This is a genomic window from Methylobacterium phyllostachyos (assembly GCF_900103445.1).
In the GTDB taxonomy this organism is placed as follows: Bacteria; Pseudomonadota; Alphaproteobacteria; order Rhizobiales; family Beijerinckiaceae; genus Methylobacterium; species Methylobacterium phyllostachyos.
The window spans coordinates 27,691-53,634 of the sequence record NZ_FNHS01000001.1; the positions used below are offsets into that span (position 1 = coordinate 27,691).

General features: G+C 69.6%; 24 protein-coding genes. 13 read left to right on the top strand and 11 right to left on the bottom strand.

What is annotated here, in order from left to right; translation table 11 throughout:
* Positions 1-374 precede the first annotated feature (374 nt).
* Positions 375-1,076 (top strand): response regulator transcription factor CtrA, encoded by a 702-nt coding sequence (gene ctrA, locus BLQ49_RS00110; protein WP_091712304.1) that lies wholly within the window; start codon positions 375-377, stop codon positions 1,074-1,076.
* 189 nt (positions 1,077-1,265) lie between these two features.
* Here the strand turns inward: ctrA and BLQ49_RS00115 are convergent, their stop codons facing one another.
* Together BLQ49_RS00115 and cysS are read right to left on the bottom strand one after the other, a co-directional pair.
* On the bottom strand, positions 1,266-2,033 hold the full coding sequence (locus tag BLQ49_RS00115) for a S1 family peptidase (protein ID WP_091712306.1): 768 nt from the start codon (positions 2,031-2,033) through the stop codon (positions 1,266-1,268).
* Between the two features lie 114 nt (positions 2,034-2,147).
* Positions 2,148-3,542 carry a cysteine--tRNA ligase gene (gene cysS / locus BLQ49_RS00120; protein ID WP_091712307.1) on the bottom strand — a complete coding sequence of 465 codons (1,395 nt, stop codon included), beginning with the start codon at positions 3,540-3,542 and terminating at the stop codon, positions 2,148-2,150.
* 310 nt (positions 3,543-3,852) lie between these two features.
* Between cysS and BLQ49_RS00125 the strand changes: the two genes are divergently transcribed.
* Positions 3,853-4,194, top strand: coding sequence for a hypothetical protein (locus BLQ49_RS00125; RefSeq protein ID WP_091712309.1), 342 nt, complete (start codon positions 3,853-3,855; stop codon positions 4,192-4,194).
* A 30-nt stretch (positions 4,195-4,224) separates the two neighbouring features.
* Here BLQ49_RS00125 and BLQ49_RS00130 read toward each other — a convergent pair whose 3' ends face one another.
* Positions 4,225-4,740, bottom strand: a complete 516-nt coding sequence (locus tag BLQ49_RS00130) for a CreA family protein (RefSeq protein ID WP_091712310.1) — start codon at positions 4,738-4,740, stop codon at positions 4,225-4,227.
* Between the two features lie 160 nt (positions 4,741-4,900).
* On the opposite strand from BLQ49_RS00130, the gene BLQ49_RS00135 reads away from it, so the two are divergent.
* The 6 genes from BLQ49_RS00135 to BLQ49_RS00160 all read left to right on the top strand — a co-directional run bounded on the left by BLQ49_RS00135 (position 4,901) and on the right by BLQ49_RS00160 (position 12,060).
* Positions 4,901-5,959, top strand: coding sequence for a DUF2865 domain-containing protein (locus BLQ49_RS00135; protein ID WP_091712312.1), 1,059 nt, complete (start codon positions 4,901-4,903; stop codon positions 5,957-5,959).
* Between the two features lie 79 nt (positions 5,960-6,038).
* Positions 6,039-8,096, top strand: a complete 2,058-nt coding sequence (locus BLQ49_RS00140) for an OmpA family protein (RefSeq protein WP_091712314.1) — start codon at positions 6,039-6,041, stop codon at positions 8,094-8,096.
* Between the two features lie 88 nt (positions 8,097-8,184).
* Positions 8,185-8,550, top strand: coding sequence for a TetR family transcriptional regulator C-terminal domain-containing protein (locus BLQ49_RS00145; protein ID WP_208858984.1), 366 nt, complete (start codon positions 8,185-8,187; stop codon positions 8,548-8,550).
* 128 nt (positions 8,551-8,678) lie between these two features.
* Positions 8,679-9,887 carry an MFS transporter gene (locus BLQ49_RS00150; RefSeq protein WP_091712315.1) on the top strand — a complete coding sequence of 403 codons (1,209 nt, stop codon included), beginning with the start codon at positions 8,679-8,681 and terminating at the stop codon, positions 9,885-9,887.
* A gap of 15 nt (positions 9,888-9,902) precedes the next feature.
* Positions 9,903-10,670, top strand: a complete 768-nt coding sequence (locus BLQ49_RS00155) for a class I SAM-dependent methyltransferase (RefSeq protein ID WP_091712317.1) — start codon at positions 9,903-9,905, stop codon at positions 10,668-10,670.
* 103 nt (positions 10,671-10,773) lie between these two features.
* Entirely contained in the window at positions 10,774-12,060 is a 1,287-nt protein-coding gene (locus tag BLQ49_RS00160) for a hemolysin family protein (protein WP_091712318.1), read from the top strand.
* Position 12,061: 1 nt separating this feature from the next.
* Here BLQ49_RS00160 and gltX read toward each other — a convergent pair whose 3' ends face one another.
* Entirely contained in the window at positions 12,062-13,402 is a 1,341-nt protein-coding gene (gene gltX / locus BLQ49_RS00165; RefSeq protein ID WP_091713053.1) for a glutamate--tRNA ligase, read from the bottom strand.
* Between the two features lie 154 nt (positions 13,403-13,556).
* Here gltX and BLQ49_RS00170 point away from each other — a divergent pair, with 154 nt between their 5' ends.
* A complete protein-coding gene (locus BLQ49_RS00170; protein WP_091712320.1) occupies positions 13,557-14,834 on the top strand; it encodes an NAD(P)/FAD-dependent oxidoreductase in 1,278 nt (425 codons plus the stop codon).
* Positions 14,835-14,837: 3 nt separating this feature from the next.
* On the opposite strand, the gene BLQ49_RS00175 is transcribed toward BLQ49_RS00170, so the two are convergent.
* A complete protein-coding gene (locus BLQ49_RS00175; RefSeq protein WP_091712321.1) occupies positions 14,838-15,308 on the bottom strand; it encodes a hypothetical protein in 471 nt (156 codons plus the stop codon).
* A 7-nt stretch (positions 15,309-15,315) separates the two neighbouring features.
* Positions 15,316-15,729, bottom strand: a complete 414-nt coding sequence (locus BLQ49_RS00180; RefSeq protein ID WP_091712323.1) for a hypothetical protein — start codon at positions 15,727-15,729, stop codon at positions 15,316-15,318.
* A 32-nt stretch (positions 15,730-15,761) separates the two neighbouring features.
* Between BLQ49_RS00180 and BLQ49_RS00185 the strand changes: the two genes are divergently transcribed.
* From BLQ49_RS00185 to BLQ49_RS00195, 3 genes are read left to right on the top strand one after another with little or no spacing between them, the layout of a single operon-like run.
* Positions 15,762-16,574 carry a TadE/TadG family type IV pilus assembly protein gene (locus tag BLQ49_RS00185; protein WP_244507373.1) on the top strand — a complete coding sequence of 271 codons (813 nt, stop codon included), beginning with the start codon at positions 15,762-15,764 and terminating at the stop codon, positions 16,572-16,574.
* A complete protein-coding gene (locus BLQ49_RS00190; RefSeq protein ID WP_091712326.1) occupies positions 16,568-17,215 on the top strand; it encodes a TadE/TadG family type IV pilus assembly protein in 648 nt (215 codons plus the stop codon). Before BLQ49_RS00185 ends, BLQ49_RS00190 begins: the two co-directional genes overlap by 7 nt.
* Positions 17,199-18,899, top strand: coding sequence for a TadE/TadG family type IV pilus assembly protein (locus BLQ49_RS00195; protein ID WP_091712328.1), 1,701 nt, complete (start codon positions 17,199-17,201; stop codon positions 18,897-18,899). Before BLQ49_RS00190 ends, BLQ49_RS00195 begins: the two co-directional genes overlap by 17 nt.
* A 284-nt stretch (positions 18,900-19,183) precedes the next feature.
* Here BLQ49_RS00195 and dksA read toward each other — a convergent pair whose 3' ends face one another.
* The 4 genes from dksA to BLQ49_RS00215 all read right to left on the bottom strand — a co-directional run bounded on the left by dksA (position 19,184) and on the right by BLQ49_RS00215 (position 23,519).
* A complete protein-coding gene (dksA, locus tag BLQ49_RS00200; RefSeq protein WP_091712330.1) occupies positions 19,184-19,603 on the bottom strand; it encodes an RNA polymerase-binding protein DksA in 420 nt (139 codons plus the stop codon).
* 173 nt (positions 19,604-19,776) lie between these two features.
* Positions 19,777-20,793: a hypothetical protein gene (locus BLQ49_RS00205; RefSeq protein ID WP_091712331.1), complete on the bottom strand. Its 1,017-nt coding sequence runs from the start codon at positions 20,791-20,793 to the stop codon at positions 19,777-19,779.
* A 2-nt stretch (positions 20,794-20,795) separates the two neighbouring features.
* Entirely contained in the window at positions 20,796-22,169 is a 1,374-nt protein-coding gene (locus BLQ49_RS00210; protein WP_091712333.1) for an MBOAT family O-acyltransferase, read from the bottom strand.
* Positions 22,170-22,271: 102 nt separating this feature from the next.
* Positions 22,272-23,519: an Hsp70 family protein gene (locus BLQ49_RS00215; protein ID WP_091712335.1), complete on the bottom strand. Its 1,248-nt coding sequence runs from the start codon at positions 23,517-23,519 to the stop codon at positions 22,272-22,274.
* A 156-nt stretch (positions 23,520-23,675) separates the two neighbouring features.
* Here BLQ49_RS00215 and BLQ49_RS00220 point away from each other — a divergent pair, with 156 nt between their 5' ends.
* On the top strand, positions 23,676-25,172 hold the full coding sequence (locus BLQ49_RS00220) for a helicase HerA domain-containing protein (protein ID WP_091712337.1): 1,497 nt from the start codon (positions 23,676-23,678) through the stop codon (positions 25,170-25,172).
* 136 nt (positions 25,173-25,308) lie between these two features.
* Here BLQ49_RS00220 and BLQ49_RS00225 read toward each other — a convergent pair whose 3' ends face one another.
* The gene (locus tag BLQ49_RS00225) at positions 25,309-25,737 is read right to left on the bottom strand and encodes a flagellar assembly protein FliX (protein WP_091712339.1); all 429 of its coding nucleotides are present in this window, start codon (positions 25,735-25,737) and stop codon (positions 25,309-25,311) included.
* Positions 25,738-25,944: the final 207 nt, after the last annotated feature.

Below are 25,944 nucleotides of genomic sequence, written 5' to 3' on the forward strand. Positions count from 1 at the left end.
CGATCCACGGTCACGTAGCGCCCCGATCCGGCGCGGTTGGCGGTCAAGCTCGATGAAGTCGGGCCTCTGTGTCCGGTGAACCACAGGTCGGATCGAAGCATTGCGTGAGAGGTACTTAGTCCGCCGGGGTGGATGCTCGGGCCGCGAGAGAAGCGGAATCACGGAGCCGGTCGGGGCCGGAGGAGCGTTATTCCTCCAGTCAAGCTCGCGGTTTCGCGAACGAAGCGCTTGCGGGTAGGAATCAGGTTTTGTTAACGATTAATCCATAGCGTCCCACGTCAAGAGCGACGAGGCGCCCGTCCACAGGCCGGTGGCGGGCGAACGATAGGGACGTGTCTGCGCGCTGATGCGGCCGGCTGGGCTGGGGACCGACGATGCGGGTACTTTTGATCGAGGACGACAGCGCGACAGCGCAGAGCATCGAGTTGATGCTCAAGTCCGAGAACTTCAACACCTACACCACCGACCTTGGTGAAGAGGGCATCGATCTCGGTAAGCTCTACGATTACGACATCATCCTCCTCGACCTGAACCTGCCCGACATGTCGGGCTACGAGGTGCTTCGCAACCTGCGCGTGGCGAAGGTTAAGACCCCGATCCTGATCCTGTCCGGCATGGCCGGCATCGAGGACAAGGTTAAGGGCCTCGGCTTCGGCGCCGACGACTACCTCACCAAGCCGTTCCACAAGGACGAGTTGGTGGCGCGCATCCACGCCATCGTGCGCCGCTCGAAGGGTCACGCCCAGTCGGTCATCACCACTGGCGACCTAATCGTGAACCTCGACCAGAAGACCGTCGAGGTCGGTGGTGCCCGGGTGCATCTGACCGGCAAGGAGTACCAGATGCTGGAGCTCCTCTCGCTCCGGAAGGGCACGACGCTCACCAAGGAGATGTTCCTCAACCATCTCTACGGCGGCATGGACGAGCCCGAGCTGAAGATCATCGACGTGTTCATCTGCAAGCTGCGCAAGAAGCTCGCCAACGCCAGCTCGGGCAAGAACTACATCGAGACCGTCTGGGGCCGCGGCTACGTGCTGCGCGAGCCGATGGACGGCGAGGAGCGCATGGCGGTCTGATCCGTCGGGACCCGATCTCGAAAAACCCCGTGCGGTCCGGCCGCGCGGGGTTTTTGCTGTCTGGTTCAGCGCATCGTCACCGCGTGCGCAGCGAAGCGATCCCGGGCAGCGCAACGGGGATCAGCGTGGCACCGCAGGGTTGCTTCGCTGTACAGGCAAAAACGGAGGCGCCATCGGCGACCGGGGGGATCAGCGCGCCCCGGAGCCCGAAAAGACCTGAGCCGCCGGCGCGATGACCACGTAGCGTCCGCAGGGTGCGGCCCGGCTGATCACCGCGCTCGCGACGCCCCACACGTAGGTCCCGTTGCGATCCTGCGCGACCACCGGTCCGCCGGAATCGCCGAAGCAGACCTGGGCGCCCCGGGCCTGGGCGATGGTCAATCCGGTGCTGCTGGCCACGAGCGGCGTGAGCGTCGCCGTGCGCAACCGGCCGACGCTGCCCCTGGACAAACCGGCCCCGGCGATTCGCAGGCGCTTCGGGACCCGCTTGGGATCGGCCGCAAGCGCGATCGGGCGGCGATCCGTCACCGGCTCGGTGAGGCGGAGCACCGCGAGGTCGAGGGAGAGATCCGCGAGGCTCACGTCGGGCGCGGCGTTGGGCAACATCTCCCCCGGATCCGGACTGTAGCGGGCGGCGACCCGCGCCGCGCGGACCGGACGCGCCGGCTCTGTACCGCGAAAGAAGATCACCAGCGCGCCCAACGGGTCGCCATTGACGCAATGCGCCGCCGTCAGCACGAGGTCCGGCGCGATCAGGACGCCGGTGCAGCGGGTCAGCTTCAGGGCTTCCTCGGGCTGGGTGATCGTGCCGATCGCGACGGTGGCCCGCGCCAGCGCATCCCGTCCGGCCGGTGCGCCGCCCTCGATGGCCGCGGCCGGCCCGGCGAGGCCAAACCCGATCGCCAAGGCCGATCCCACGCGGGCTAGGCGCCCCCCGAAGGTCCCGAAGATGCTCACGTGCGGATCTCTTTCCCGGCGAAACGTCCCGGTCCACAGATGCCGCCCGGGACGCCCGGCGCAAGCGGGCGAGAGGACGCGGCGGCCGTTACTGCCGCGTCCTCGGCTCCGATGTCAGCGCGCCACCGTCCAGGTGGTGGTACCGTCCTTGTTGTCCTTCACGGCGACACCCATCGCGGCGAGCGCATCACGGGCCCGGTCGGAGGCCGCCCAGTCCTTCGCGGCCCGGGCGGTGCGGCGATCGGCGATCAGCGCCTCGACGGCGGCGACATCGAGTCCGGATGCGGCGACCGCCTCCTGTTCGCGGCTGCTCCGGGTGCGGGTGAGGAGGCCGAACAGATGGGCTCCGGCCCGCAACGCCCCGGGCTGCGCCTCCGCGCCGCCGAGCCGATGGAGCTCGTTGATCGCTGCTGGCGTGTTCAGGTCGTCGCACAGCGCGTCGACCACCGGCTCGGGGATATCGTGTGCGGCGGGCGCGTCCCCAGCGACGTTGTACCAGCGGTCGAGCACGCGGCTCGACTCCTCCAGGCCCCGCAGGGTCCAGTCGATCGGCTGCCGGTAATGGGTCTTGAGCATGGTGAGGCGCACCACCTCCCCCGGCCAGTCCTTCAGCACGTCCCGGATGGTGATGAAGTTGCCGAGCGACTTCGACATCTTCTCCCCCTCCACCTGGAGGAAGCCGTTGTGCAGCCAGACATTGGCCATCACGGGTGTCCCGAAGCAGCAGCGGGATTGCGCCACCTCGTTCTCGTGGTGGGGGAAGATCAGGTCGATGCCGCCCGCATGGATGTCGAAGGTCTGGCCCAGGTGCTTGGCCGACATGGCCGAGCACTCGATGTGCCAGCCCGGTCGCCCCGGCGCGGCGATCCCGGCCGGCGATGGCCAGGACGGCTCGCCGGGCTTGGCGGGCTTCCACAAGACGAAATCGAGTGGCGAGCGCTTGTAGGGCGCCACCTCCACTCGGGCGCCGGCCTCCATCTCGTCGAGGGGGCGCTTCGACAGGCCGCCGTAATCCGGCATCGATGGCACGTCGAACAGGACATGGTCCTCGGCCACGTAAGCGTGGCCGGAGCGGACCAGCGCGTCGATCATCGCGACCATCTCGGCGATGTGGTCGGTGGCGCGGGGCTCGACGAAGCGGGGCCGCTCGCCCGCGACGTTCACGTCCTCCGGCATCAGCACGCCGAGGTCGCGCACGTCGCGGTGGAACTGCGCCAGCGTCCCGTCGGTGAGTTCGCGGATGGTGATGCCCCGCTCGGCCGCCCGGGCGTTGATCTTGTCGTCCACGTCCGTGACGTTGCGGGCGTACGTGACGTGCTCCGGCCCATAGAGGCGGCGCAACAGCCGGAACAGCAGGTCGAAGACGATGATCGGGCGGGCGTTGCCGATATGCGCGGCGTCGTAGACGGTCGGGCCGCAGGCGTAGATGCGGACATGCTCCGGATCGATCGGCGCGAAGGTCTCCTTGGCACCGGTCAACGTGTTGTAGAGCCGCAACATCGGCGCCATGAAACCCATCCTCCTCCCGACAGAGCGGCCGGCTCGTGCCCACCGGCTGGCGTCGGCAAATCGATCCTGCCCTCAGGGACCTACGGGCGGCACGCGACGAAGAGCGGCCGAACCGTGGCGCGGCGCGTAACGCCGCCACGGAAACCTGTTGCATCGCCGCGACGGCGCAGGCCGTCCGATGGGGCTAACGCAAAAGCGTGAGGAATTCGAGAAGGCCTTCGCGCGATGCGGGTAAGGCTTCCTTAACCGCGCCGGCGGACCGTCCGGGCGACGCTCCTCACGTCACAGATCCTGTGCCCAAGGACCCTCTATGCGACGCACGGCAGCCGGTTTCCTCGCCATCGCCTTCGCCACCGCCGGACTCGCGCATGCCGCGCTCGCGGGCAGTGACGGCGAGACGCCCGCCAAGGCACCGAGCCATGTCGAGAAGACCTTCCTGCTCCCGTCGAGCGACGGGTACGGCGTCGGCGAATGCCTGACGACCCCGGGCAGCAGCTGCGGTCAGGTCGTGGCCAACGCATGGTGCGAGGCGCAGGGCTACGCGGCTGCCAATTCCTATGGCGTCGCCGCGGCCGACGAATATACCGGTGCCATCAGCCAGCCGACCCCGGCCCCGACCGAACGTCCGATCCGCATCACCTGCCAGGACTGAACGGATCGGTCGGGGCGGCTTTCGCGCCCTTCAGCCCTTCAAGGCATCCGCGCATTTCGGTGCCGGCTCGGTACCCCAGGGGGCGAGCGGCACCGCCGAGGTCGAGTTCTTCGGCGAGCCCTGGATCACCTTGTCGGAATACACCATGTAGATCAGCGTGTTGCGCCGCGTATCGCAACCGCGCACGATCTGCATCGACTTGAAGATCAGCGAGCGGCGCTCGCTGAACACCACCTCGCCCTGGCTGAGCTTGCCCTTGAAGGCGATCGGCCCGGTCTGGCGGCAGGCCAGCGAGATGTCAGAGACATCCTCGGCCAAGCCTAGCGTTCCCTTGATCCCGCCCTTCTCGGGCTGCGTGTACCAGCAGGCGACGCCGGACACCGCCGGATCGTCGATGCCGTAGACCACCAGCTTGTCGTTCGGCGTCAGCGGACGCCAGACCGTCGATTTGTCGAAGATCCGGTCCGGCTCCTGGGCCACTGCGGAACCGGCGGCAGCGAGCCCCACAACAAGAAGCCCAACATAGGTGAGACTCCGATACCACATCGCCCGTCAATCCCCGCTCAAGCTTGCCGGGTGGATGTAGGAGGGGTGTCGTCGTCTTGCGAGGGGGCGTAGGATCCCGGTGCTTCGGCCCCGAAGCGCGGATGCACGCACGCCCGGACTTTTCCGGAGCGCCACGCAACCGGCCAACGCGATGCAGCCAATGCCTCACCGTCCGATCGTCCGTTCGCTCGGCCGCCTCATCATGAGCGCGGTCCTCACCCTCGGACTGTCCGGCACGCTCCTCGTCCCGGCAACCGCGCAGGAGACGTCGCCGGACCCGGGGGCCGCCGACGCGCGGCCGGTGCCACAGGTGGCCTCGCCCCAGTGCCGGCGGTACCGGGCCGAACTCGCGGCGCTGCACACCGGCGCCAGCACCACGCGGGCGCTCAACGACGAGATCGGGCGGCTGGAGGCCTATTACAGAGGCCTCAACTGCACGGAGAAGTTCCTGTTCTTCGACACGAGGCCGCCGCAATGCGGCGCCGTGGAGCAGCGCATCCGGGCTCTGAAGGCGACCTATGGCGGTGCGGTCTTTGACGACGACGGGACGCGCCGGCGCGAACTTCAGAACCTCGTGGCCGCCACCTGCCCGGTGCGGGAAACCTATGTGGCGATCGGCGAAGCCTACGCCCGAGGCGGTCCCCAGATGGTCTGCGTGCGCACCTGCGACGGCGGCTTCTTCCCGATGCGAAACTTGCCGGAGGGGCGCGGCGGCGCGGACGAGATGTGCCAGGCGCTCTGCCCGGGGACGGAGGCGCAAGCCTATTCCATGCCTTACGGCGACGACGCCCTGAAGCACGCCGCTACGGTGAAGGGCAGCCGCGCCTATACGAGCCTCGCGAACGCCTTCAAGTTCCGCAAGGAATTCGTCCCGAACTGTTCCTGCAAGCCCGAGGGCAAGACGTGGGCACAATCCCTCGTGAAGGCCGAGAGCATGCTGGTCCGGCACAAGGGCGACATCTTCGTGACGCCGATGCAGGCCGAGGCGCTCTCCCGCCCGAAGGTCAGGTTGACCCTGGTCGGCCGCGCCGACCGGACCGCCGCGGAACTGGCCGCAGACGCCGCCGGGCGTGCGGGGGTCGATCTGAAGGCCGACCCGGCCACGGGCGCCGACGCCAAGCCGGGGGATGCAAAGCCCGCGGATGCGAGACCGGATCACGTTGCCGTGCGCATCATCGCGCCCAACGTGATCGCAGTGCCCCAGCGCCTCACCCCCTGAGCCTGCGACCGCGCCGATCGGTGCGGAACCAAGTGTGGCGTCCCGTGTTCGGCTCGTCCGGAACCGACACGAGACCGCGATGCGCCTGCTCCGCCTGATCCTCCTCACCGGCACGGTGTTGCCGGGCCTCACGCTCGTGCAGCCCGCCAGTGCCGCGCCGGGCCGGATCCTGCTGGCACAGGGCGGACCGGACGAGCGCGGGCCCCGCGGCGGCGAGCCCCCGCATGGCGGCCCGCGTCCGGAGCGTCCGCCGCAGGAGCGCCCCGGCCCGCCCCCCGGCCCGCCGGCCGCGCGCGAGCGACCCGAGCCCCGGTCGGAACACGCCGCACCGCCGGCGCGCGAGCGGCCTGAGCCCCCGGCCCAGCGCCCGACGCCGAGCGAGCCGCCGCCGCGCGAGCGCGCACCCGAGCGCCGTCCAGAACCGGCAGCACCGCGACCCCCTACCCAAGAGCGACCGGAGCAGCGACCGGAGCGTCAGCAGGACCGGCGGGACCAGCAGCCCGATCGTCCGGATCGCATCCCCCCGGGGCGGTCGGCGCCAACTCGGCCCGGCCCTGATCAGCCACCTGCGCCGGATCGGGATCACGCGCCCCAGACGCGACCCAATCCCGAGCGTCCGCCGGCGGCCCAGCAGCGCCAGGCGCCGGATCGGGATCGCCCGGGTCCGGACGCCCAGCCGAACCGTCCTGTCCAGCGCGATGCCGTGCCAGACCGAACGCCCCCGGATCGTGGCCCGCCGGGCCAGCGCCCGGATGGCCCCGGGGCGCCTGGGGATCGCCGGCCGCCGCCCGATGCGGCCCCCGGTGGACCGGGCCAGCGCCCGGATGGTGCGCGCGAGAACCGGCAATTCGAGACTCGGCCGCAGCCGAATGCCGGCCCGGCCACGGAACCGGGTCGACCGGCACCGCCCAACGTGGCCCCCGGCATTCCGGGACGCCCGTTCCAGCCCCAGAACGCGCAGCCTGACGCGCATCCACCGGCTCGGCCGAACGGCACGCCCGGCGCCGAGCCCGGTCGGCCGCTGCCGCCCAACATGGCTCCGGGCATCCCGGGACGGCCGTTCGTGCCGCCCGGCCAAGCGCCTGGTCAGGCGCCGCCCGGCGGGTCACAGCCAGGACTCCCGCCGGCGGGCGGCCCGGGCGTTTCACCCGGACCCGGCGCCTTCAACCGGCCAGGTCAGCCCGGCTACGTGCCTGGCGGCTTCCGCCAGAACGACGCCGTCCGCGATTTCGAGCAGGTCCGCACGGATCGCCGCGAATTCACCGACAACGGCCGGACCTATTATCGGGAACCGGGCCGCATCATCGTGCAGGACCGGGACGGGTATCTGATCCGCCACGACGAGAACGAGCGTTTCCGATACCTCGACCCGCGCGGCTACCGCTTCGAGCGGCAGGGCGCCGATTTCTACAGCTACCTCGATCGGCCGGGCGGCGAGCAAGTCGTCACCGTGACGGACGATGAGGGCCGGCTGCTGCGCCGCTATCTCCGCTACAGCGACGGTCGCGAGATCGTGCTGATCGACAACAGCTATGCCGGCCCACTCCGCCCGGTCTACGACGACGTGGTGGTGCTGCCGCCTCCGGAGATCCGGATCCCGCGGGACCGGTATGTCTTGGATTACGCGCAGGCCGACGAGGGCGAGGTCTACGAGGCGCTGACCGCGCCGCCGGTGGTCGCCGTCGATCGCCGCTACACGCTTGACCAGATCCGCTACAGCCCGGATCTCCGGGCCCGGCTGCGCTCGGTCGACATCAACACGATCACGTTCGATACGGGCTCGTTCACCGTCACGCCGGATCAGGCGGCGAAGCTCTCGGTGATCGCCGCCGCGATGAACAGGGCCATCCAGGCCAACCCGCGCGAGGTCTTCCTGATCGAGGGCTTCACCGATGCGGTCGGCTCCGCGATCGACAACCTGTCCCTGTCAGACCGGCGCGCGCAGTCGGTGGCGACCGTGCTCACCCAGCAGTTCCAGGTGCCACCCGAGAACCTGACCACACAGGGTTACGGCGAGCAGTACCTCAAGGTGAACACGCAAGGCCCGTCGCGGGAGAACCGCCGCGTTGTGGTCCAGCGGATCACCCCGCTGCTGCAGCAGGGCCAAGGTCAGGCTGCGCCACCGCCTCCGCGCTGAGGGACGGCCGCGTGGTCAGATCCGGCGGGCGCTGCGGGGAGCGAGGCTGATCAGGCCGAGGACGGCCAGCCCGGCGCCGATCCGGGCCTTGGAGGCGGCACCAACCGCACGGGACGGGCTGCGCGCATTGCTTGCGGGCAGCATCGACGTGGCGCTCTCGACCAAGCCGGGCGGTTGCCTGCTGATTCTGGGGGCCGTGGCCAGCCTGCCTGCCAGCGAGATCCCGCGGGCGCGTCTCCAGGGCGCCCGCCGCGGGACCGTGGCGCTGATCCAGGCGCGGCTCCAGCGCGGCGTCGACGACGGGGACCTACCGCCAGGGACCGATGCGGGGGCGCTCGCGGCGTTCTTCCACGGGATCCTGCAGGCGATCTCGTTCCAGGCACGCGACGGCGCCACGCGCGAGGCACTGCGCGCCCTGATCGACCCGGCCCTTGCGGCTCTCGGGGCCGCATGACCGCGTCACACCCGTCCCTGGCCGTCGGCAAGCGGAAGTCCGATTGGACAACCGGGAGCGCGCGCTGCGATTGACGGCGGCGGTCGAGGACCGCACCAGAGCATGACAATCAGCGGTATGGGACGGCGATGGACAGCGAAGCGGACGGGCGGCTGATCCGGTCGGGGACACCGGTCTTCCGCCGCACGGCTCTGGCACTCGCGGCCGCCGGGTTCTCGACCTTCGCGGTGCTCTACGCGGTGCAGCCCCTGCTGCCGATCTACGCCGAGGACTTTTCCGTGTCGCCGGCCGAGAGCAGCCTCGCCTTGTCGCTGCCCTGCGGGCTGCTGGCGCTGGCGCTGCTGGTGGTCAGCCCCCTGTCCGAGATCTGGGGCCGCAAGCCGGTGATGCTGGCCTCGCTCCTGGCCTCCGCGCTGCTCACCATCGTGGCATCCGTCATCCCGGGCTGGCACGGCTTCCTGGCCTTGCGCGCCCTGACCGGGCTGACGGCGAGCGGCCTGCCCGCAGTCGCCATGGCCTACCTTGCGGAGGAGATGGACGCGCAGGCCATCGGCCTGTCCATGGGCCTTCTCGTCGGCGGCAACGCGCTCGGCGGCATGTCCGGGCGCCTCATCAGCGGGGTCATGGCCGACCATGTCGGCTGGCGGATCGGGCTCGCCACCATCGGTGCGCTGGCGCTGGCGGCGGCCTTCGCGTTCTGGCGCTGGCTGCCACCCTCGCGCAGCTTCGTCGCGCGCCGGATGGCGTGGCGCGAGGTTCCGGGCAGCTTCGGCCACCATTTCCGCGATGCCGGCCTGCCATGGCTCTTCGTCGAAGCGTTCCTGCTGATGGGCGGCTTCGTCTGCATCTACAACTACATCGGCTTCCGCCTGCTGGACCCGCCCTTCTCCCTCAGCCAGACGGTGATCGGCCTGATCTTCTCGGTCTACCTCGCCGGCATGGTGAGCAGCCCGGTCGCGGGCGAGTTGGCCAGCCGATACGGCCGGCGGCGGGTGCTCTGGCTTGCCACGGCCCTCGGGCTCGCCGGGATCATCATGACCCTCACCGACCACATCCTGCTGATTGTCCTCGGCATCGTGGTGACGACGGTGGGCTTCTTCGGGGCGCATTCGGTGGCGAGCAGCTGGGTCGGCCGGCGCGCGCGGCGCGACCGGGCGCAGGCCTCCTCGATCTACCTGTGCCTCTACTATCTGGGCTCCTCGGTGCTCGGCACGGCCGGCGGCTGGTTCTTCGCCCATTCCGGCTGGACCGGCGTGGTGATCTTCGTCGGCGGGCTCTACGGGCTGGCGCTGGTCGTAGCGCTGCGTCTATCCCGCCTGGAACCCTTGGGAGCCTGATTCGAGGACAGAAGCATGACCGGGCGCAACCATGCCAGCCACGTTGTCGATCAGTTCGGTGCGCAGGCCGCCGCCTACGTCACGAGCGCGGTCCACGCCGGCGGCGACGATCTCGACCGGATCGGCGCCCTGATCCGCGCGCGGCCGGGTGTCCAGGCGCTCGATCTCGGCAGCGGCGGCGGCCACGTCGCCTTCGCGGCGGCGGCGGCAGGCGCGGCTGTCACCGCCTACGACCTCTCCTCCGAGATGCTGGCCGCCGTCACGCAGGAGGCTTCGCGGCGCGGGCTCGACCGGATCGAAACGCGGCAGGGCGCAGCCGAGGCGCTGCCCTTCGCGGACGCGACCTTCGACGCCGTGCTGACCCGCTTCAGCGCGCACCATTGGCGCGACGTTCCGGCAGCGTTGGCGGAGGCCCGGCGGGTTCTGAAGCCCAACGGACTGCTCGTCGCCTGCGATGCGGTGGCCCCCGAGGATCCGCTGCTCGACACCCATCTCCAGGCTGTGGAGCTGTTGCGGGATCCCTCGCATGTGCGCGACTACCGGGTATCGGAATGGCGCGCCATGCTGGAGGCGGCTGGTTTCGCGCCCGGCGCCGTCATGACGAGCCGGCCGCGCATGGAGTTCGCGAGCTGGATCGCCCGGATGCGCACGCCGCCGGTTCATGTCGCGGCGATCCGCGCCCTCCAGGCTTCGGCCGCCGCAGAGGTCGCGGCGCATTTCGGGATCGAGCCGGATGGCAGCTTCCTCCTCGATTCGGCGTTGATCGAAGCCGACCCGCGCTGAGCGACGGCTTGGCCGTTGCGGAGGCAGCGCCGGGCTCCCATGTTCCTTGTCCGCGCAACCAGAGGGAGCCGACCCCGCCCGGGACGCGGCTCGATGATCCGGCCTGATCGAGCTCGTCACCGTCGTCCTGCTGATCGTGCTGAACGGCGTGTTCTCCCTCTCGGAGCTGGCCCTCGTCTCGGCGCGCAAGAGCCGGCTGCGCGCGCTGGCCGACGAGCGCCGGGCCGGCGCGAAAGCCGCCCTGTTGCTGGCAGAGGAGCCCGGCCGGTTCCTGTCGACCGTGCAGATCGGCATCACGCTGATCGGGATCCTGTCGGGTGTCGTTTCGGGCGCGGCCCTCGGCGACCGTTTCGCCCTGGTGCTGATCGATCTCGGTCTTCCCCGCGGCTGGGCCGACACGTTGGGCTACGGCCTCGTCATCGGCGTGATCACCTACCTGTCGGTGATCATCGGCGAGTTGGTGCCCAAGCACCTCGCCCTGCGCAATCCCGAGCGCATCGCCTGCACGGTGGCCCCCGGCATGCGCGTGGTCTCGAAGGTGGCGCTCCCCGCCGTGTGGCTGCTCGACGCCTCGACCCGGGCGGTTTTCCGCCTGATCGGACAGGAGACCGAAAGCGCCAGCGCCGTCACCGAGGAAGAGATCCGCAGCCTTGTGGCCGAGGCCGAGACGGCCGGCGTGATCGAAGGTGACGAGCGCGCCATGATTTCCGGGGTGCTGCGGCTCGGCGACCGGCTCGTGCGCGGCGTCATGACCCCGCGCACCGACGTGGTCTGGATCGACCTCACCGACGATCCCGATGTCATCCGGGCGCGGGTCCTCGCGAGCCCCTACGCCCGACTCCCGGTTGCCGATGGCGGCCCGGACGCGATGATCGGCGTCCTGCAGGTGCGCGACCTGATCGGCCCGCTGTCGCGGGGCGAGCCCCTCGACCTGCGCGCGCATCTGCGCCGGGCCCCGGTGGTGCCGGACACGTTGGACGCTCTCGACGCCCTCAATGCCCTGCGCAACGCCGCCGTGCCGATGGCGCTGGTCCATGACGAATACGGCCATTTCGATGGGCTGGTGACGCCGGCCGACATCCTCGACGCCATCGCGGGCGCCTTCCCCTCCGAGCAGATCGAGCCGGACGCGGTGCGCCGCCCGGACGGCTCCTGGCTGATCGCGGGCTCGATGCCGGCCGACGAGCTGGCCGACCAGCTGGGCCTGCGGCTCCCGACCTCGCGCGATTACGCCACCGCTGCCGGCCTCGTCATCGCCACGCTCCAGCGCCTGCCGGAGACCGGCGAGACCTGCGAGATCGCAGGCTGGCGCTTCGAGGTGGTGGATCTCGACGGACGCCGGGTCGACAAGCTGCTGGCGACCAAGCTGGAAGCGGCCGAGGCGGAATAGCTCAGTTCGCCTCCCCGGCAAGCCGCCGTGCTGCCCGGTCCCGCCCGATCAGGGGCAATAAGCCCGCGAGGTCCGGCCCGTGCTCCAGCCCGGTCAGCGCGAGGCGCAGGGGCATGAACAGGCCCCGGCCCTTGGCGCCGGTGCGGGTCCGGATCTCGGTGGTCCAGGCCTTCCAGGTCTGGAGGTCGAACGGCTCCGGCGGCAGGCTCTCCCGGGCGGCGGCGATCACGGCCGGCTCGGTGAGCACGGGCTCCACCGGGCCCGCGACCACCCGCCACCAATCGGCTGCGTCCGCGACCCGGCCGAGATTGGCCCGCACCGCCAGCCAGAACGCCTCCGCGCGATCGTCGGGGATTGCGAGATCCACAAGCCGGTCAGCCACCTCGGCATACGGCATGGCGTGGACGAGGCGCGCGTTGAGACCGTCGAGTTCCGCCGTATCGAAGCGGGCCGGCGCCCGGGAGATCTCGGTGAGATCGACGAGTTCCGCCAGCGTGTCGAGGTCGGGCACGGCCCGCACCGATTCGGCCGAGCCGGTGAGCACGGCCAGTGAGCGCACGGCGGCGGGCTCGTAGCCGGCCTCGCGCAGGCCGCGCAGCGACAGATGGCCGAGCCGCTTCGACAGCCCCTCCCCCTCCGCGGTGGTCAACAGGTTGTGGTGGCCGAACACCGGGACAGCGGCGCCCAGCGCCTCGAAGAGCTGCACCTGCACGCCGGTATTGGTGACGTGATCCTCGCCGCGGATAACGTGGGTGATGCCAAGATCGGCGTCATCCACCACGGAGGGCAAGGTATAGAGGTAGCTGCCGTCGGCGCGGATCAGCACCGGATCGGACAGGGACGCGCAATCGACATGGGCCGGGCCGCGGACGAGGTCGTCCCAGGTGACCGTCCGTCCTTCCAACAGGAAGCGCCAGTGCGGCCGGCGCCCCTCGGCCTCCAGGGCGGCGCGCTCCTCCGGCGAGAGGCGCAGGGCCGCCCGGTCGTAGATCGGTGGCTGGCCGCGGCCGAGCTGGCGCCTGCGGCGGCGCTCCAGCTCCTCCTGGGTATCATAGCAGGGATAGAGCCGGCCGGCGGCGCGCAGGCGGTCGGCGGCGGCGTCGTGCTGCGCCTTCCGGTCGCTCTGCCGGGCGAACAGGTCGGGCTCGATCCCGAGCCAGGCCAGATCCTCCTGGATCGCCTGGGCGAAGGCCTCGGTGGAGCGTTCCGCGTCGGTATCGTCGAGGCGCAACAGGAAGCGCCCGCCGGTTCTGCGGGCGAACAGCGCGTTCAGCAGGGCCGGCCGGGCATTGCCGATGTGGAGGTAGCCGGTTGGCGACGGGGCGAAGCGGACGAGAGTCATGACCCGCTCCATAACCGATCTCGCGCCGGATTGGCGCGGGACTTCTCACGGATCGCCCCCCGCTCACCTCATGGCACGCCGCTTCGGCAGCGCTACCCAGGGTGGTCGAAACCCGTCAAAAGGCTCCGCTTGGTGCGACGCGGGACGAGACGCAATGGCGAGCGACGAGACGGCCGATATCGTGGTGGTCGGCGGCGGGATGGTCGGCCTCGCCAGCGCCATCGCGCTGAAGGACCGCGGGCTCGACGTGGCCCTGTGCGATCCCGGCGAGGCCCGAGCCCGGACCTCCTACGGCAATGCCGGCGTGGTCAGCCGCGGCTCGATCCTGCCGATGTCGAGCCCGGCCCTCTGGGGCAAGCTGCCGGCCTACCTGCGCAACGCCGACCGGAGCTTGCGCCTGAACCACGCGCACCTGCCGCGGGTCTTGCCTTACGCGGCGCATTTTCTGGCGAGCGCCCGCGCCGCGCGCTGGCGGCGGGCCGCCGAGGCGCTGCTGCCGCTCACGAGCGCGGCTTACCCGGCACACGAGCGCCTCGCCGCCCGCGCCGGGACGGGTGACCGGCTGCAGCGGACCGGTTGGCTGAAGGCCTACCGCACCGAGGACGCCTTCACGGCTGCCGCCCTGGAGCGTGAGATCCTGGCCGGGCACGGCGTGGCCTTCGAGATCTTGGATGGAGCGGCCGTACAAGAGGCGGAGCCGGCCCTGGTGCGGCCCTACGCCCGGGCGATGCTGCTGACCGAGACCGGCTCGGTGCGCGAGCCAGGCCGCCTCATCGAGGCCTGCGAGGCACTGTTTGCCGGCCTCGGCGGACGGCGCCTGCGCGGGAGCGTCACGCGCCTGGCGCGGGAAGCCGAGGGCTGGCGCATCGATCTCGAAGCCGGCACGGTCCGGGCCCGACAGGTGGTTCTCGCGGCGGGCGCCGCCTCGGGGGCGATCGCCCGGACTCTCGGCTATCGCTTCGCGGTGGCAGCCGAGCGTGGATACCATCGCCACTACGCCCTGCATCCGGAGAGCCCGCCCCTGACGCGGCCGGTGCTCGACACGGGCGCGGGCTCGATCCTGTCGCCGATGGGGGATCGCCGGGTGCGGGTGCTGTCGGGCGTGGAACTCAACGCCCGCGACGCCGCCCCGGATCATACCCAGATCGAGGCGGCCTCCCGGGAAGCCGCCGGAACGCTGCGGCTTGGCGGCCCCCTCGACAACGAGCCTTGGCTCGGCTCCCGCCCCTCCACGCCGGACGGGATGCCGGTGATCGGGAAGGCGCCGCGCCACGATGGGCTGATCTTTGCCTTCGGACACGGCCATATCGGCCTCTCGACCGGACCGATCACCGGCGAGATCGTGGCCGACCTCGCCACCGGGCGGACTCCAGCTGTGCCGGTGGCGGCCTTCGCGCCGGACCGGCTGCTGCGCTGGCCGCGGTTGTTCTAGATCTCAGCGCCAATCGTAGGGATCGTACGGATCCAGCGCCGCCCGGATCTTCCGCAGGATCTCCGGCTGCCGCTGGAGATCCGCATCCCGGGCGAGCGCCCGCAGGAAGGCTTTCGGCCCGTGCTCGAGGTCGCGGGTCAGGCCGTCGTAGCGGTCGGCCGGCTCCACATGGGGCGGGTTGACGGCGACCCGGTAGGCGAGCCCGCAGGTCGGTGGATCGATCCCCAGACGATAGCAGATCCGCACCCGCGCGAAGGGTGCCTCGGGGCGGTAGTCGACGCGATAGGCGCCGAGCCTGAACGCCCCGCCGGTCACGCGCTCGGCATAGGCCAGGGTCTGCGCCACGGTGGCGAAGCCTTCGGTGCGCCGGCCGCGCACGAGGTCGATCGCCGCGGTCTCCGTGGGCACGACCGACTGCGCGCAGGAGGCGGTGGCGATCAGTGCGAGCGCGAAAGCGGGGAGCAGGGCTCTCATGGGACCTTCACGGCTTCTTCATGCAGACGGCGACGGGCTCGGCATCCTTGGCGGCCTTCGCGGTCATGTCGAGGCAGCCCACCGTGGCAACGCCGTCCGTGACGGTCACCGACGGCAACACCGCCATGCCGCGGCAATAGGCTCCGATCAACGTCTCGTCGCGTTGGCAGGCCACGTCGAGCCGGATCTGGCTGTTCATCGCTGGACCCGGTGCCCCGGCGGGGCCGGCCGGGCCACGTTCGCCCGTGGGGCCGCGTTCGCCCGTCGCCCCGTTGAGGCCCGCCGGTCCCTGTGGGCCGGCCGGGCCCGCATCGCCCTTCGGGCCGGGTGGACCGGCCGGTCCCGGCTTCGCCGCATCGCAGCCGGCCAGCGCAAGCGCAGCGATCGTGGCGGCCACGAACGCGATCAGGGGGGCTTTCATGCGGTTCCCGGGCCAAGCTCGCTGTGCCCGAAATGGCGCAGAGCGCCGGGGCGTCAATCGCCTCCGGGATTAGAAACAATCCGCACCAATTCCACATGAAACGATCAGGATTCGCCGGCGGGAGGATCAACCGGCTGGTCCAGCTTAAGTCTTTCGTAAAAGATCTATCTTACGCCGGACATAATGCTTGTCATCTGCTGAACAACTGGCGAATGCCGCAGCGACCATCATCGTTTCCCGATAAAGGCAGTCCGTCAGGTTGTCGTCTGGCACGGTTTCGAGGCGATGCCGACGGGGCGGCAGCGGTCGAATTCGCGCTGGTGGCGCTGCCGTTCCTGGCGCTGTGCGGCGCGATTTTTCAGATCGCCTTTCAGATCTGGGCGGCACAGAATTTTGATCGCGCCCTGCAGAATGCGGTCCGCACGATCTTCACCGGACAGTTCCAGCAGGCCAATGCCGGGCAGACCGACGCCACCAAGTTACTCGCTGCGCTGAAGACGACGATGTGCGGACCGGCCAATGCCACCATCGTCAACATCTTCAACTGCCAGAACGTCAAGATCGACGTCGCGACGGCGGGGACGTTCTCGAGTGCCAAGCCCTCGACCCCGGTCGACACCGCGACCGGCACGTGGAACGCCAGCTTCGGCACGAACTACGCCTGCGCGATGCCGGGCACGATCGTGATCGTCACGGCGGCGGTCCAGTTCCCGACCTTCTTCAACCTCATGGGGCTGCGCACCAAGCAATTCACGACCGGCAGCGGTGCCGGATCGAGCCTGCTGGTCTCGACGGCCGTCTTCCGCACGGAACCCTACCAGACCGTCGGGGCGAGCCCGTGCTGAAGCGTCTCGCCCGCACAGCCAAGGGCCTGCGGCGCGACCGGCGCGGCGCCGCCGCGGTGGAGTTCGCCGTCATCCTGCCGGTCCTGCTGGCCATCTGGGCCGGCATGACCGAACTGGCGCACGCCATCGACGAATGGCGCAAGCTGACCCTGTTTGCCCGGACAGTCGCCGACCTGACCGCACAGGGCGACACGAAGAATCCCATCAGCACGACCTTGATGGGCGACATCTTCGCGTCCGCCACGACGGTCATGCGTCCGTTCAACGCCACGAATGCGAAAATCGTGGTCAGCGCGATGGGCGTCAGCCTGAAGAATGGCATCCTGATCCCGTCGGTCTGCTCCAGCCTGGCCAATGGCAATGCCACCGCCCGCGGCACCGGCCCGGCGAGCGACCTCACCGTACCGCCGGGCTATCAGACGGCCGGCATGCGCTACGTCCTCGCAGAAGTCAGCATCAGCTATACGCCGATGATCGGGACCGCCCTGGTGAATCTCGTCAAGGGCGTCGGCAACACGATCACCTTCTCCGGCGTGGTGCCGTGGCCGACGCGGGGCGGAAAGACCTACGGAACCAACACATACACCGAAGTGGTGTTGCCCGGTACCAATGCGACGGCGTGCGATGGCTCGACTCCCTGACGGACCCCGCCACTTCCTGCCGCATCGCGGCGGCAACGTCGCGCTTCTGTTCGCCTTCCTCAGCGTGCCAATGCTGATGTTCGGTGGCGCGGCGGTCGATTACGGCTTCGCGACCCGGCTGGAGACGAAGTTGCAGGCGGCGACCGACGCGACCGCGCTGCTCTTGTGCCAGACGCCGCTCACCACCAGCTCAGCCGACCTCAACATCCTGGCTCAGACGGCGATGAACGGTGCCATGGGGGCAACGAACCTCGTCGTCGACCCCCTGGGCATCACGAGCAACCCGCGCCAGATCACCCTGACGGCGCACAAGCTGTCGACGACCTTCTTCGGCAAGCTCACCGGGACGACGCGCATCAATCCCGGGGCCACATCGCAATGCGCTACACCCCTGCCGAAAACCTTCGAGATCGCCCTGGTGCTCGACAACACTGGATCGATGGCATCGTCGAGCGGTGGCCAGTCGAAGCTGCAGGCGGTGCAGACCGCGGCGACGAACTTCGTCAACTACGTCTCCACCAACAGCGCCTTCTCAAGCGCGACACGGATCGCGATTGTGCCCTTCGCGGGCGCGGTGGCGGTCGATCCGACAGCCTACCGATATGCCCCCTGGATCGATGTGAACGGCCAGTCGAGCTATCACTGGCTCAACGTGGGGTCGCTCAGCGGGACGGGCTTTACCAGTCGATTCGATATCTTCAACAAGCTCCAGAATGCCAGCGCGAACTGGGGCTGGGCCGGGTGCCTGGAGACGCTGCCCTATCCGCTGAACGTTCAGGACGGGTCACCCACGTCGGGAAACAAAGACTCGCTCTATGTCCCGCTCTTCGCGCCCGACGAGCCAGGCGACGGCAGCAGCGGATATGCGAGCTACACATATAACAGCACTCAAAACATAAGCTTCAACAGTTACATCGACGACTATACGGGCGTCGGAAGCTGCACCAAATGGTCGTCGAATCCGAGCTTTCAAACCGCGGAAGGGCGCGCCTGCAAATACTCCAACCCTCGCGACGCGGCGCCGACATTGTCGAATCCCTATACCAAAATTCCGAATGGACCGAATTTCGGCTGCACGACACAGCCGCTTCAGCGGCTCACCAAAGACACGACCGCTCTGAAAAACGTTATCAACAAGATGGCGCCGTTGGGATCAACCAATATTCATGAAGGTTTCATGTGGGGCTGGCGGACGCTCTCTCCTCTGAGCGTCTTCGCAGACGGCGCCCCCTACTCTTCAAGCTCCAATACTACTAATGCAAACACGATCAATAAAATCATTATTCTGATGACAGATGGGGAGAACAGTTGGCCGGATAATCCATATACAAACTACAATGGCTCCATGTATTTCGCGGCAGGGTATTTTAGAAACATGGACGGATCCAGTCCCAACAGCAGGCTCCCGTCAACCAATCAGGACATCTCGGATGCGGGGAGCGCCCGCAACGCTCTCGACGCGCTCACCGCTACCGCCTGTAAAAACGCGAAGGCCGTCAACATCTCGATCTACACGATCGGATTCAGCATTGCCTCCGATCCGATCGACGCCGCGGGCCAGACGCTTCTGAAGAACTGTGCCTCGTCGGCGGATCAGTACTTCCTCGCCAACGACTCGGATGGGCTGCTCGACGCCTTCCAGAAGATCCAGTCCAGCATCGGGAAATTGCGGCTGACGCAGTAACGGATCCCTGCGGAACGGATGAGCTATGCAGGGCCCTCCTTCCCGGACGACAGCCCCCTTTTCCTGCGCACGCGGCGAAACGATCCGACGTTTCGCCACCGCTACCGATGCCGCGCCGGGCTGCCGGACACGGGCGTAACGGCAGGATCCGCCGTTCGGAACCGGTCCTATGATGCCGATCATCCGGGACGTCAGCGACAGCCAGGGCCCTGTCCCCTCACGCAAAGGGGATAGCTCGCGGCGCCTGAAACGGCTGGCTCGTACATCGCCGCCGGTTATCGACCTCAATCGTCCCGGTAGACCCGCTCGCGCCGCTCGTGTCGCTCCTGCGCTTCCAGCGACAGGGTGGCGATCGGCCGGGCGTCGAGGCGGCGCAGGGAGATCGGCTCGCCGGTCTCCTCACAGAAGCCGTAGGAGCCGTCCTCCAGCCGGGCGAGCGCGGCGTCGATCTTGCCGGTGAGCTTGCGCTGGCGGTCCCGCGCCCGCAATTCGATCGACCGGTCGGTCTCCGAGGAGGCGCGGTCGGCGAGATCGGGATGGTTCTCGTTCTCGCTCTGCAGCGCGACCAGGGTATCCTGCGCCTCGCGCAGGATGTCGGTCTTCCAGCTCAAAAGCTTGCGCCGGAAATACTCGCGCTGCCGCTCGTTCATGAAGGGCTCGTCGTCGGACGGGACGTAGCCGTCCTCCAGCGTCACCTTCGCCATGCGTCACCCTCGCTGGAATCGAGCCGCCCACCAGGGGATGGCCGGTGCGCGGCGATAACGTGAGGTGCCGTATAGTCGAGGTGCTTAATCGCGACAACGCGCACAGGACCGGCGTCTTTAAAGCGTCGTCATTGCACCGCCGCGTGCGGCAATCCGGTCACGGTACAGATGTTTTACTCTGTCATCTGTGTCCGCAACCGGACGATCGCGTCGGCGATCTCTGTCGTCAAGGTTCGCCCCAGGGGCAGCCTGTAATGCGTCTGGTCGAAGAACAGGTCTGGATCGGTTGATCCGGGGCGTCCGTCGCGCCAATCCACCACCGCGCTCGACGGGTGCGTCGCCAGGGCGGTGCGGACCTCCGATCGGCAGGCCGCTTCAACCCTTGCCCGGGGGCTGCCGGGCGGCGGCTCGGCGCGGGCGTAGACCGGAGGGAAGACGACCACCACCGGCGTCCGCCCGGGGATCCGGGCGAGTTCGGCCCGAAACCTCTTGGCGATCGGGAACGGGCCGCCGTGATGCGGCTCCGGCTCGGGACCGACCGGCTTCTCGAGCGCCGCCTTCTTGGCCGGATCGACGCCGAAGCCCTGGCTCAGATAGTTGCGCTCGTAATCCCACCAGCCGTCGGCGGCGGCGGTCTTGTGATGCGGATTCAGGAGCCAGCCCAGGCGATTGACCGTCTCCTGGGCCGCCGGGAAACGGATCAGGCCACCGAGATAGTCGGGCCAGCCGCCGAGCAGCCAGTAGGGAAACCCGTGCTCACTCGGGAAGGCGGGATCGTCCGCGCACCAGAACGAATCGGCCGAGAGCACGAGGGCGGCGGGCCGGGCGTGGTGCTGGAGGTACCAATCCAGCACCGCGAACTGCTCGGCCGGTCCGGTCGCCGGTACCGAGAGCTGGACGAACGGGATGCCGGTGAGCCGGGTCAGCGCCGCCGGCTCGATGAGCTGGATGTGCGAGTTACCGATCACCGCCCCCGTATAGGCCGGATCGCGTCCCCGCACGGCCGAGGCGGTCCGCGGCCCCTGCGGCCGGACGGCGCCGCGCGACAGCAGGGTCGAGCGGCCGGTATCATAGGGATCGATCAGCACCGCGAGCGCCAGGTAGCCGACGAACACGCCGGCCACCGACAGCAGCAGGAAACGGGCGAAGCTCAGCCAGTTCCGGTCGGCGCTCTGTGGGGTCACCGCCATGCTCAGAACTGGAAGTAGATGAACTCGTAGTTCGCATCGTCGCCGATCTTCAGCAGGACGAGGACGAACAGGAGCGCGAAGCCGAAGGCGAGCAGACGCCGCGGCGGCAGCCGGTGGACGGCGTCCCAGGCGGTGGGCCCCACCGTGGCGACGAGGGCGGCGACCGCGATGGTCCGCCACTTGAAGCCCGAGCCCTTCGGTGCCAGCCCGAACAGTCCCTTGAACAGGATGAGCGCGGCCTCAAAACTCGTCGCCCGGAACAGGACCCAGGTCAGCATCACGAAGAGGCTTGTCAGCAGCCAGCCGGCGGGGACCGGGATCGCGATCCGGGCGCGCCGCGCCAGCACGCCGATGCCGAGGCCGATCCCGTGCAATGCCCCCCAGGCCAGGAAGGTCAGGCCCGCCCCGTGCCAGAGACCGCCCAGCGTCATGGTGGCGGCGAGAGCCCCGACCTGCCGCGGCAACCCGTGCCGGTTCCCGCCCAGCGGAATGTAGAGGTAGTCGCGCAGGAACCGCGACAGGGTCATGTGCCAGCGCCGCCAGAAGTCACGCAGCGAGGTTGCGCGATAGGGCGCGTCGAAGTTCTGCGGCAACACGAGGCCGAACAGCAGCGCGATGCCGAGCGCCATGTCGGTGTAGCCGGAGAAGTCGAAATAGATCTGGAAGGTGAAGCCGAGCGTCGCCTGCCACGCCTCCGCGACGGTGACGGCCTTCCCCGCGGCGGCCGCCTGGAACACAGGGTTCACGTAGGCTGCGAGCGGATCGCCGAGGAACACCTTTTTGGCCAGGCCGACGGTCAGCAGCATCAGGCCGCGGCTGAAACGCTCGGCGGCGTCGGGCCGTGCATAGGGCTGCGCGTCGAACTGGTGCATGATCTCGCTCCAGCGCACGAGCGGGCCGGCGAGAACCTGCGGGAAGAAGGCGATGTAGAGCGCGTATTTCACGAGCCCGAAGCCCGGCGCCCGTCCGGCCCGCAGGTCGGCGAGATACATGATGTGGTGGAAGGTGAAGAACGAGATGCCGAGCGGCAGGGCGAGCCCCATCCGCGGCGCCTCCAGGCCGGGGATCAGGTTGGCGAGATCGGCGAAGAAGTCGAGGTACTTGAACACCCCGAGGAGCGCGAGGTTGGCGGCGATGGCGGTTGGGATCAGCCAGCGGCCGGGCCAGCGGCGGTAGAGACGCGCCACGCACCAGTTCGCCAGGATCGAGCCGGCCAGCAGCGGCACGAAGCGGATGTCCCACCAGCCGTAGAACACGAAGGACAGGCCGACGAGGAGCGGCAGCCGCCAGCCCGGCGCGGCCCGCGCCACGAGGGCGTGCAGGATCAGGGCGGCGGGCAGGAAGGCGAGGAGGAAGACGAAGGAGTTGAACAGCATCGGGCGAGGCGGCACAGCGAACCCGATGGGCCGCCAATGTCTCCGAGCGGAAACGGGCCGCCTTGTCGGGGATCGGGTGCGGCCCGTCAATCACGCGGCAACTTAAACCCCGCGTCGGGCCGCCTCGATGGTGAGCCCCAGGCCGACCGAGCCGAAGATGTCACCCTCCACCACCCGGGCGGACGGCAGGGCTGCCGTCAGCGCGGCGCGCAGATGCGGCAGGCCGGTGGAGCCGCCGGTAAGGAACAGGGCGTCGATCTGATCCGCCGCCAATTCGGCCTGTGCGAGGCAGCGACCGATCCGCGCCGCCACCGCCCGGGCGAGGTCGCCCGTCTGATCGGACAGCGTCCCGCGATCGAGCCGGGCCGCCAAGCCGCGCTCGATCAGGCCGAGATCGAGCTCCGTATCGCCCCGCTCGGAGGCGGCGATCTTGGCGCCTTCCACCGCCCCCGCCAGGGCATGGCCGCGCTCGCCCTCCACCGCTGCGTGCAGCCGTCTGACGAGATCGGGCCGGGCGCAGTCGCGGATCACCTCGTCGATCTCGCGCAGGGTCTTCGCGTTGTAGAGGCGGTTGATCGCCGACCACGTGGCCAGGTCGTGGTAGTAGGCGTTCGGCACCGCGAGGTCGCCCCGGCGCATGGGGCTGCCGAGGCCCAGGAGCGGCATGACCGTGCCGAGGCTGAGCTGCCGGTCGAAATCGGTGCCGCCGATGCGCACGCCGTCATTGGCCAGGATGTCGCCGGCCCGGTCCACCCGGCCCCTTCGCTCCGGCGAGAGGCGCACGATGGAGAAATCCGAGGTGCCGCCGCCGATATCGGCCACCAGGGCGATTTCTTCCGACGCGACCTGCCGCTCATAGTCGAGGGCGGCCGCGATCGGCTCGTACTGGAACGAGACTGTGCTGAACCCGACATCGCGGGCGATCTCCCGCAGCGTCTCCTCGGCTCGTCGGTCGGCCTCCGGGTCGCCGTCCACGAAATGGACCGGGCGTCCGTGGACCACCGTGTCGAGGGAATCGCCGCAAGCCGCCTCGGCCCGCGCCTTCACCTCCATCAGGTAGCGGGCAATCACGTCGCGCAGGCGCAGGCGCTGACGGCCGACCGGGGTGGCCTCGTCCATCAGGGGCGTGCCGAGCACGGATTTGAGGCCGCGCATCAGCCGTCCGGACCGACCCTCGACATAGGCGGCCGTCGCGGCGCGGCCGATCATCGGCTCGCGGCCGAGCTCGAAGAAGATCGCGCTCGGGATCGTCCGGTGCGATCCCTCCAGCGGCAGCAGGGTCGGTCCCTCGGGGCCGAGATGCCCGAGTGTGGTGTTCGACGTTCCGAAATCGAGGCCGCAAGCCGCCATCGTGTCGTGGATCCGGGTTCTGTCTGGGAGGGGCGTGGCCGTACAGGGCCGGAGCGTCCCGGTCCAGGCCGGAAACGGCGGGGCTGGTATCGCGGGAAGCGTGGACAGCGCCCCGACGGACCGCCCGAAGGCGCCATCGGCATGCTATGAGACACCATGCGTTCCGACATCGACCTCGGCCTGACCGGCGAGCGCCCCGCGCTCCTCGACCTCACCGAACTGCTCGCCACGCGGCTTCTGGTCCAGGGCAATTCGGGCTCCGGCAAATCGCATCTGCTGCGGCGCCTGCTGGAGCAGAGCGCCGGCCTCGTGCAGCAGGCGATCATCGATCCCGAGGGCGATTTCGCCAGCCTTTCCGACCGCTACGGCCACGTGGTGGTGGAGGCGGATGGCGACGACGTCGCGCTGCAGCGGATTGCCGCCCGGGTGCGCACGCACCGGGTCTCGGTGGTGCTGTCCCTCGAGAATCTGGACGCCGACGGTCAGATGCGCGCGGCCGCCGCGTTCCTCGGCGGCCTGTTCGATGCCGACCGCGACCATTGGTATCCGATGCTGGTGGCGGTGGACGAGGCGCAGCTCTTCGCCCCGGCCGCCGCCGGCGAGGTGTCGGACGAGGCAAGGCGCCTCTCGCTCGGCGCGATGACCAATCTCATGTGCCGCGGCCGCAAGCGGGGGCTGGCTGGGATCATCGCCACGCAGCGGCTGGCCAAGCTCGCCAAGAACGTCGCGGCGGAAGCCTCGAACTTCCTGATGGGCCGGACCTTCCTCGACATCGACATGGCCCGCGCCGCCGACCTCCTGGGCCTGGAACGCCGCCAGGCCGAGACGTTTCGCGACCTGCCGCGGGGGCATTTCGTGGCGTTGGGGCCGGCTTTGTCGCGGCGCCCACTCACCATCGCAGTCGGGCCGACCGTGACCGTGAGCCGCAGTTCCTCGCCGGTGCTGGTCCCGCTGCCGGAGGCGACCGAGGATGCCCGGGCGCTGATCCTCACGGCGAGCCCGCAGGAGAGTCTGGCCCCGCTCGCGCCCCGCCCCAAGCCCCGACCCGCGCCGACACCGGACGTGCTCGTCCAGCTGGCGAATTACCGCCCCCCGGCCCCCGTGGAGGAGCCCGACGAGGAGCCGATGGATCCGGAGGCGCGCGAAGCGGCGCTGGCCGAGGTGTTGGCCTCGGTCCTGGCGGATGCGGATGCGGCGGCCTGCACGCCCGCCACCCTCTATCAGGACTTCACGGTCCGCTGCCGGATCCGGCGCCTGCGCGGCGACACGATGGGCCTGCCCGAATTCAAGCGCCGGCTCGCGGTGGCCCGGGCCGAGGCCGGTGGCGCCGTCGCGGACGATTCCGGCTGGGCGCGGGCTCAGGAGATCGCAGCCGGCTTGCCCGACGACCTCGCCGGCCTGTTCCTGGTGGTGGCCCGGGCGGCGATCGAAGGGGCCCCCTGCCCCACCGACACGATGCTGGCCGAGGCCTACGGCACCAGCTCGGGTGGTCGGGCCAGGCGGATGCTCGCCTACCTTGAGGAGCGCGGTGCGATCGTCACCCGCAAGGATCTGCGCGGCGCACCGATCATCGCGGTGCCGGATCTCGGGGTTGAGACGGGGCCGGGCGAGCCGCAATTGCTGCCGACCGGGCCGAAGCGCCGAGCGGGATAGCGGGATCGCGCGGCTGGCCGATCACCGCGTGTCCTCACCGGCGCAGCGAAGAGACCCAGGGCGGCGCGACCCGCGCGGGGCGTAGCGCCAAGGTTTTGCCTCGCGGCCTTCACGAAAAACGCCGGCGCCGGCCCGATCAAACGCCGCGTCGCACTTCCAGCTTGGCGAGTTCCACCGCAGCCCGCAGCTCGATCTCGGCCATCAGCCCGTCGAGCCGTGGGTCGCCCGACGGACCGGAACGCTCGGCCAACCGGCCCGCAATGGCACGCAGCTCCAGGGGCGCAACCCGGCCGCCCAGCAGTGCGGCCTTCAGGCGATCGAGGCCGTCGAGAAGATCCTGGCCGCGCTTGGCCGAGCGACGGCGGCGCTCCTGCGGGGTCTCGCTCTCGGCCTGAAGGAGCAGCACCGCGTCGAGCCCGGCCAGGGTTGCGGCCGCCGCGGGGGCACCGGCGCCGGAGGCGGAACCCGAAGCCGCGCCGAGACTGAAGCCTCCGCCGCCCTCGGGCCGCCGGGCCGGGCCGACGCCGCCTGCGTTCTGGATCGGCTGACGGGTCTCGACGCGCATGATCCGGTTCGCGTTGCTCCTGGCGCTCCTGCGCCGGGCCTGAAACTCGGCCGACAGGGTTAAGCGGACGTAAACAGGGCGGCAGAACCTGCCGGGTCGGCAGCTTCGGTGCCCGTGCCGCCGGGCGGCATCGACCGGCGGTGCCGACGGAAAGCGTGGCGTGTCAGAGCCTTAGCATCAGGAACCGCTTGGCACGGCGCTGGCAGG

What these genes read in the sequence shown, in the direction of transcription:
- ctrA (WP_091712304.1), top strand. Translation starts at nt 375, where the DNA reads ATGCGGGTACTTTTGATCGAGGACGACAGCGCGACAGCGCAGAGCATC.
- cysS (WP_091712307.1), bottom strand. Translation starts at nt 3,542, where the DNA reads ATGGCGCCGATGTTGCGGCTCTACAACACGTTGACCGGTGCCAAGGAG.
- BLQ49_RS00125 (WP_091712309.1), top strand. Translation starts at nt 3,853, where the DNA reads ATGCGACGCACGGCAGCCGGTTTCCTCGCCATCGCCTTCGCCACCGCC.
- BLQ49_RS00130 (WP_091712310.1), bottom strand. Translation starts at nt 4,740, where the DNA reads ATGTGGTATCGGAGTCTCACCTATGTTGGGCTTCTTGTTGTGGGGCTC.
- BLQ49_RS00135 (WP_091712312.1), top strand. Translation starts at nt 4,901, where the DNA reads ATGCCTCACCGTCCGATCGTCCGTTCGCTCGGCCGCCTCATCATGAGC.
- BLQ49_RS00140 (WP_091712314.1), top strand. Translation starts at nt 6,039, where the DNA reads ATGCGCCTGCTCCGCCTGATCCTCCTCACCGGCACGGTGTTGCCGGGC.
- BLQ49_RS00150 (WP_091712315.1), top strand. Translation starts at nt 8,679, where the DNA reads ATGGACAGCGAAGCGGACGGGCGGCTGATCCGGTCGGGGACACCGGTC.
- BLQ49_RS00155 (WP_091712317.1), top strand. Translation starts at nt 9,903, where the DNA reads ATGACCGGGCGCAACCATGCCAGCCACGTTGTCGATCAGTTCGGTGCG.
- gltX (WP_091713053.1), bottom strand. Translation starts at nt 13,402, where the DNA reads ATGACTCTCGTCCGCTTCGCCCCGTCGCCAACCGGCTACCTCCACATC.
- BLQ49_RS00170 (WP_091712320.1), top strand. Translation starts at nt 13,557, where the DNA reads ATGGCGAGCGACGAGACGGCCGATATCGTGGTGGTCGGCGGCGGGATG.
- BLQ49_RS00175 (WP_091712321.1), bottom strand. Translation starts at nt 15,308, where the DNA reads ATGAGAGCCCTGCTCCCCGCTTTCGCGCTCGCACTGATCGCCACCGCC.
- BLQ49_RS00180 (WP_091712323.1), bottom strand. Translation starts at nt 15,729, where the DNA reads ATGAAAGCCCCCCTGATCGCGTTCGTGGCCGCCACGATCGCTGCGCTT.
- BLQ49_RS00185 (WP_244507373.1), top strand. Translation starts at nt 15,762, where the DNA reads ATGGCGCAGAGCGCCGGGGCGTCAATCGCCTCCGGGATTAGAAACAAT.
- BLQ49_RS00195 (WP_091712328.1), top strand. Translation starts at nt 17,199, where the DNA reads ATGGCTCGACTCCCTGACGGACCCCGCCACTTCCTGCCGCATCGCGGC.
- dksA (WP_091712330.1), bottom strand. Translation starts at nt 19,603, where the DNA reads ATGGCGAAGGTGACGCTGGAGGACGGCTACGTCCCGTCCGACGACGAG.
- BLQ49_RS00205 (WP_091712331.1), bottom strand. Translation starts at nt 20,793, where the DNA reads ATGGCGGTGACCCCACAGAGCGCCGACCGGAACTGGCTGAGCTTCGCC.
- BLQ49_RS00210 (WP_091712333.1), bottom strand. Translation starts at nt 22,169, where the DNA reads ATGCTGTTCAACTCCTTCGTCTTCCTCCTCGCCTTCCTGCCCGCCGCC.
- BLQ49_RS00215 (WP_091712335.1), bottom strand. Translation starts at nt 23,519, where the DNA reads ATGGCGGCTTGCGGCCTCGATTTCGGAACGTCGAACACCACACTCGGG.
- BLQ49_RS00220 (WP_091712337.1), top strand. Translation starts at nt 23,676, where the DNA reads ATGCGTTCCGACATCGACCTCGGCCTGACCGGCGAGCGCCCCGCGCTC.
- BLQ49_RS00225 (WP_091712339.1), bottom strand. Translation starts at nt 25,737, where the DNA reads ATGCGCGTCGAGACCCGTCAGCCGATCCAGAACGCAGGCGGCGTCGGC.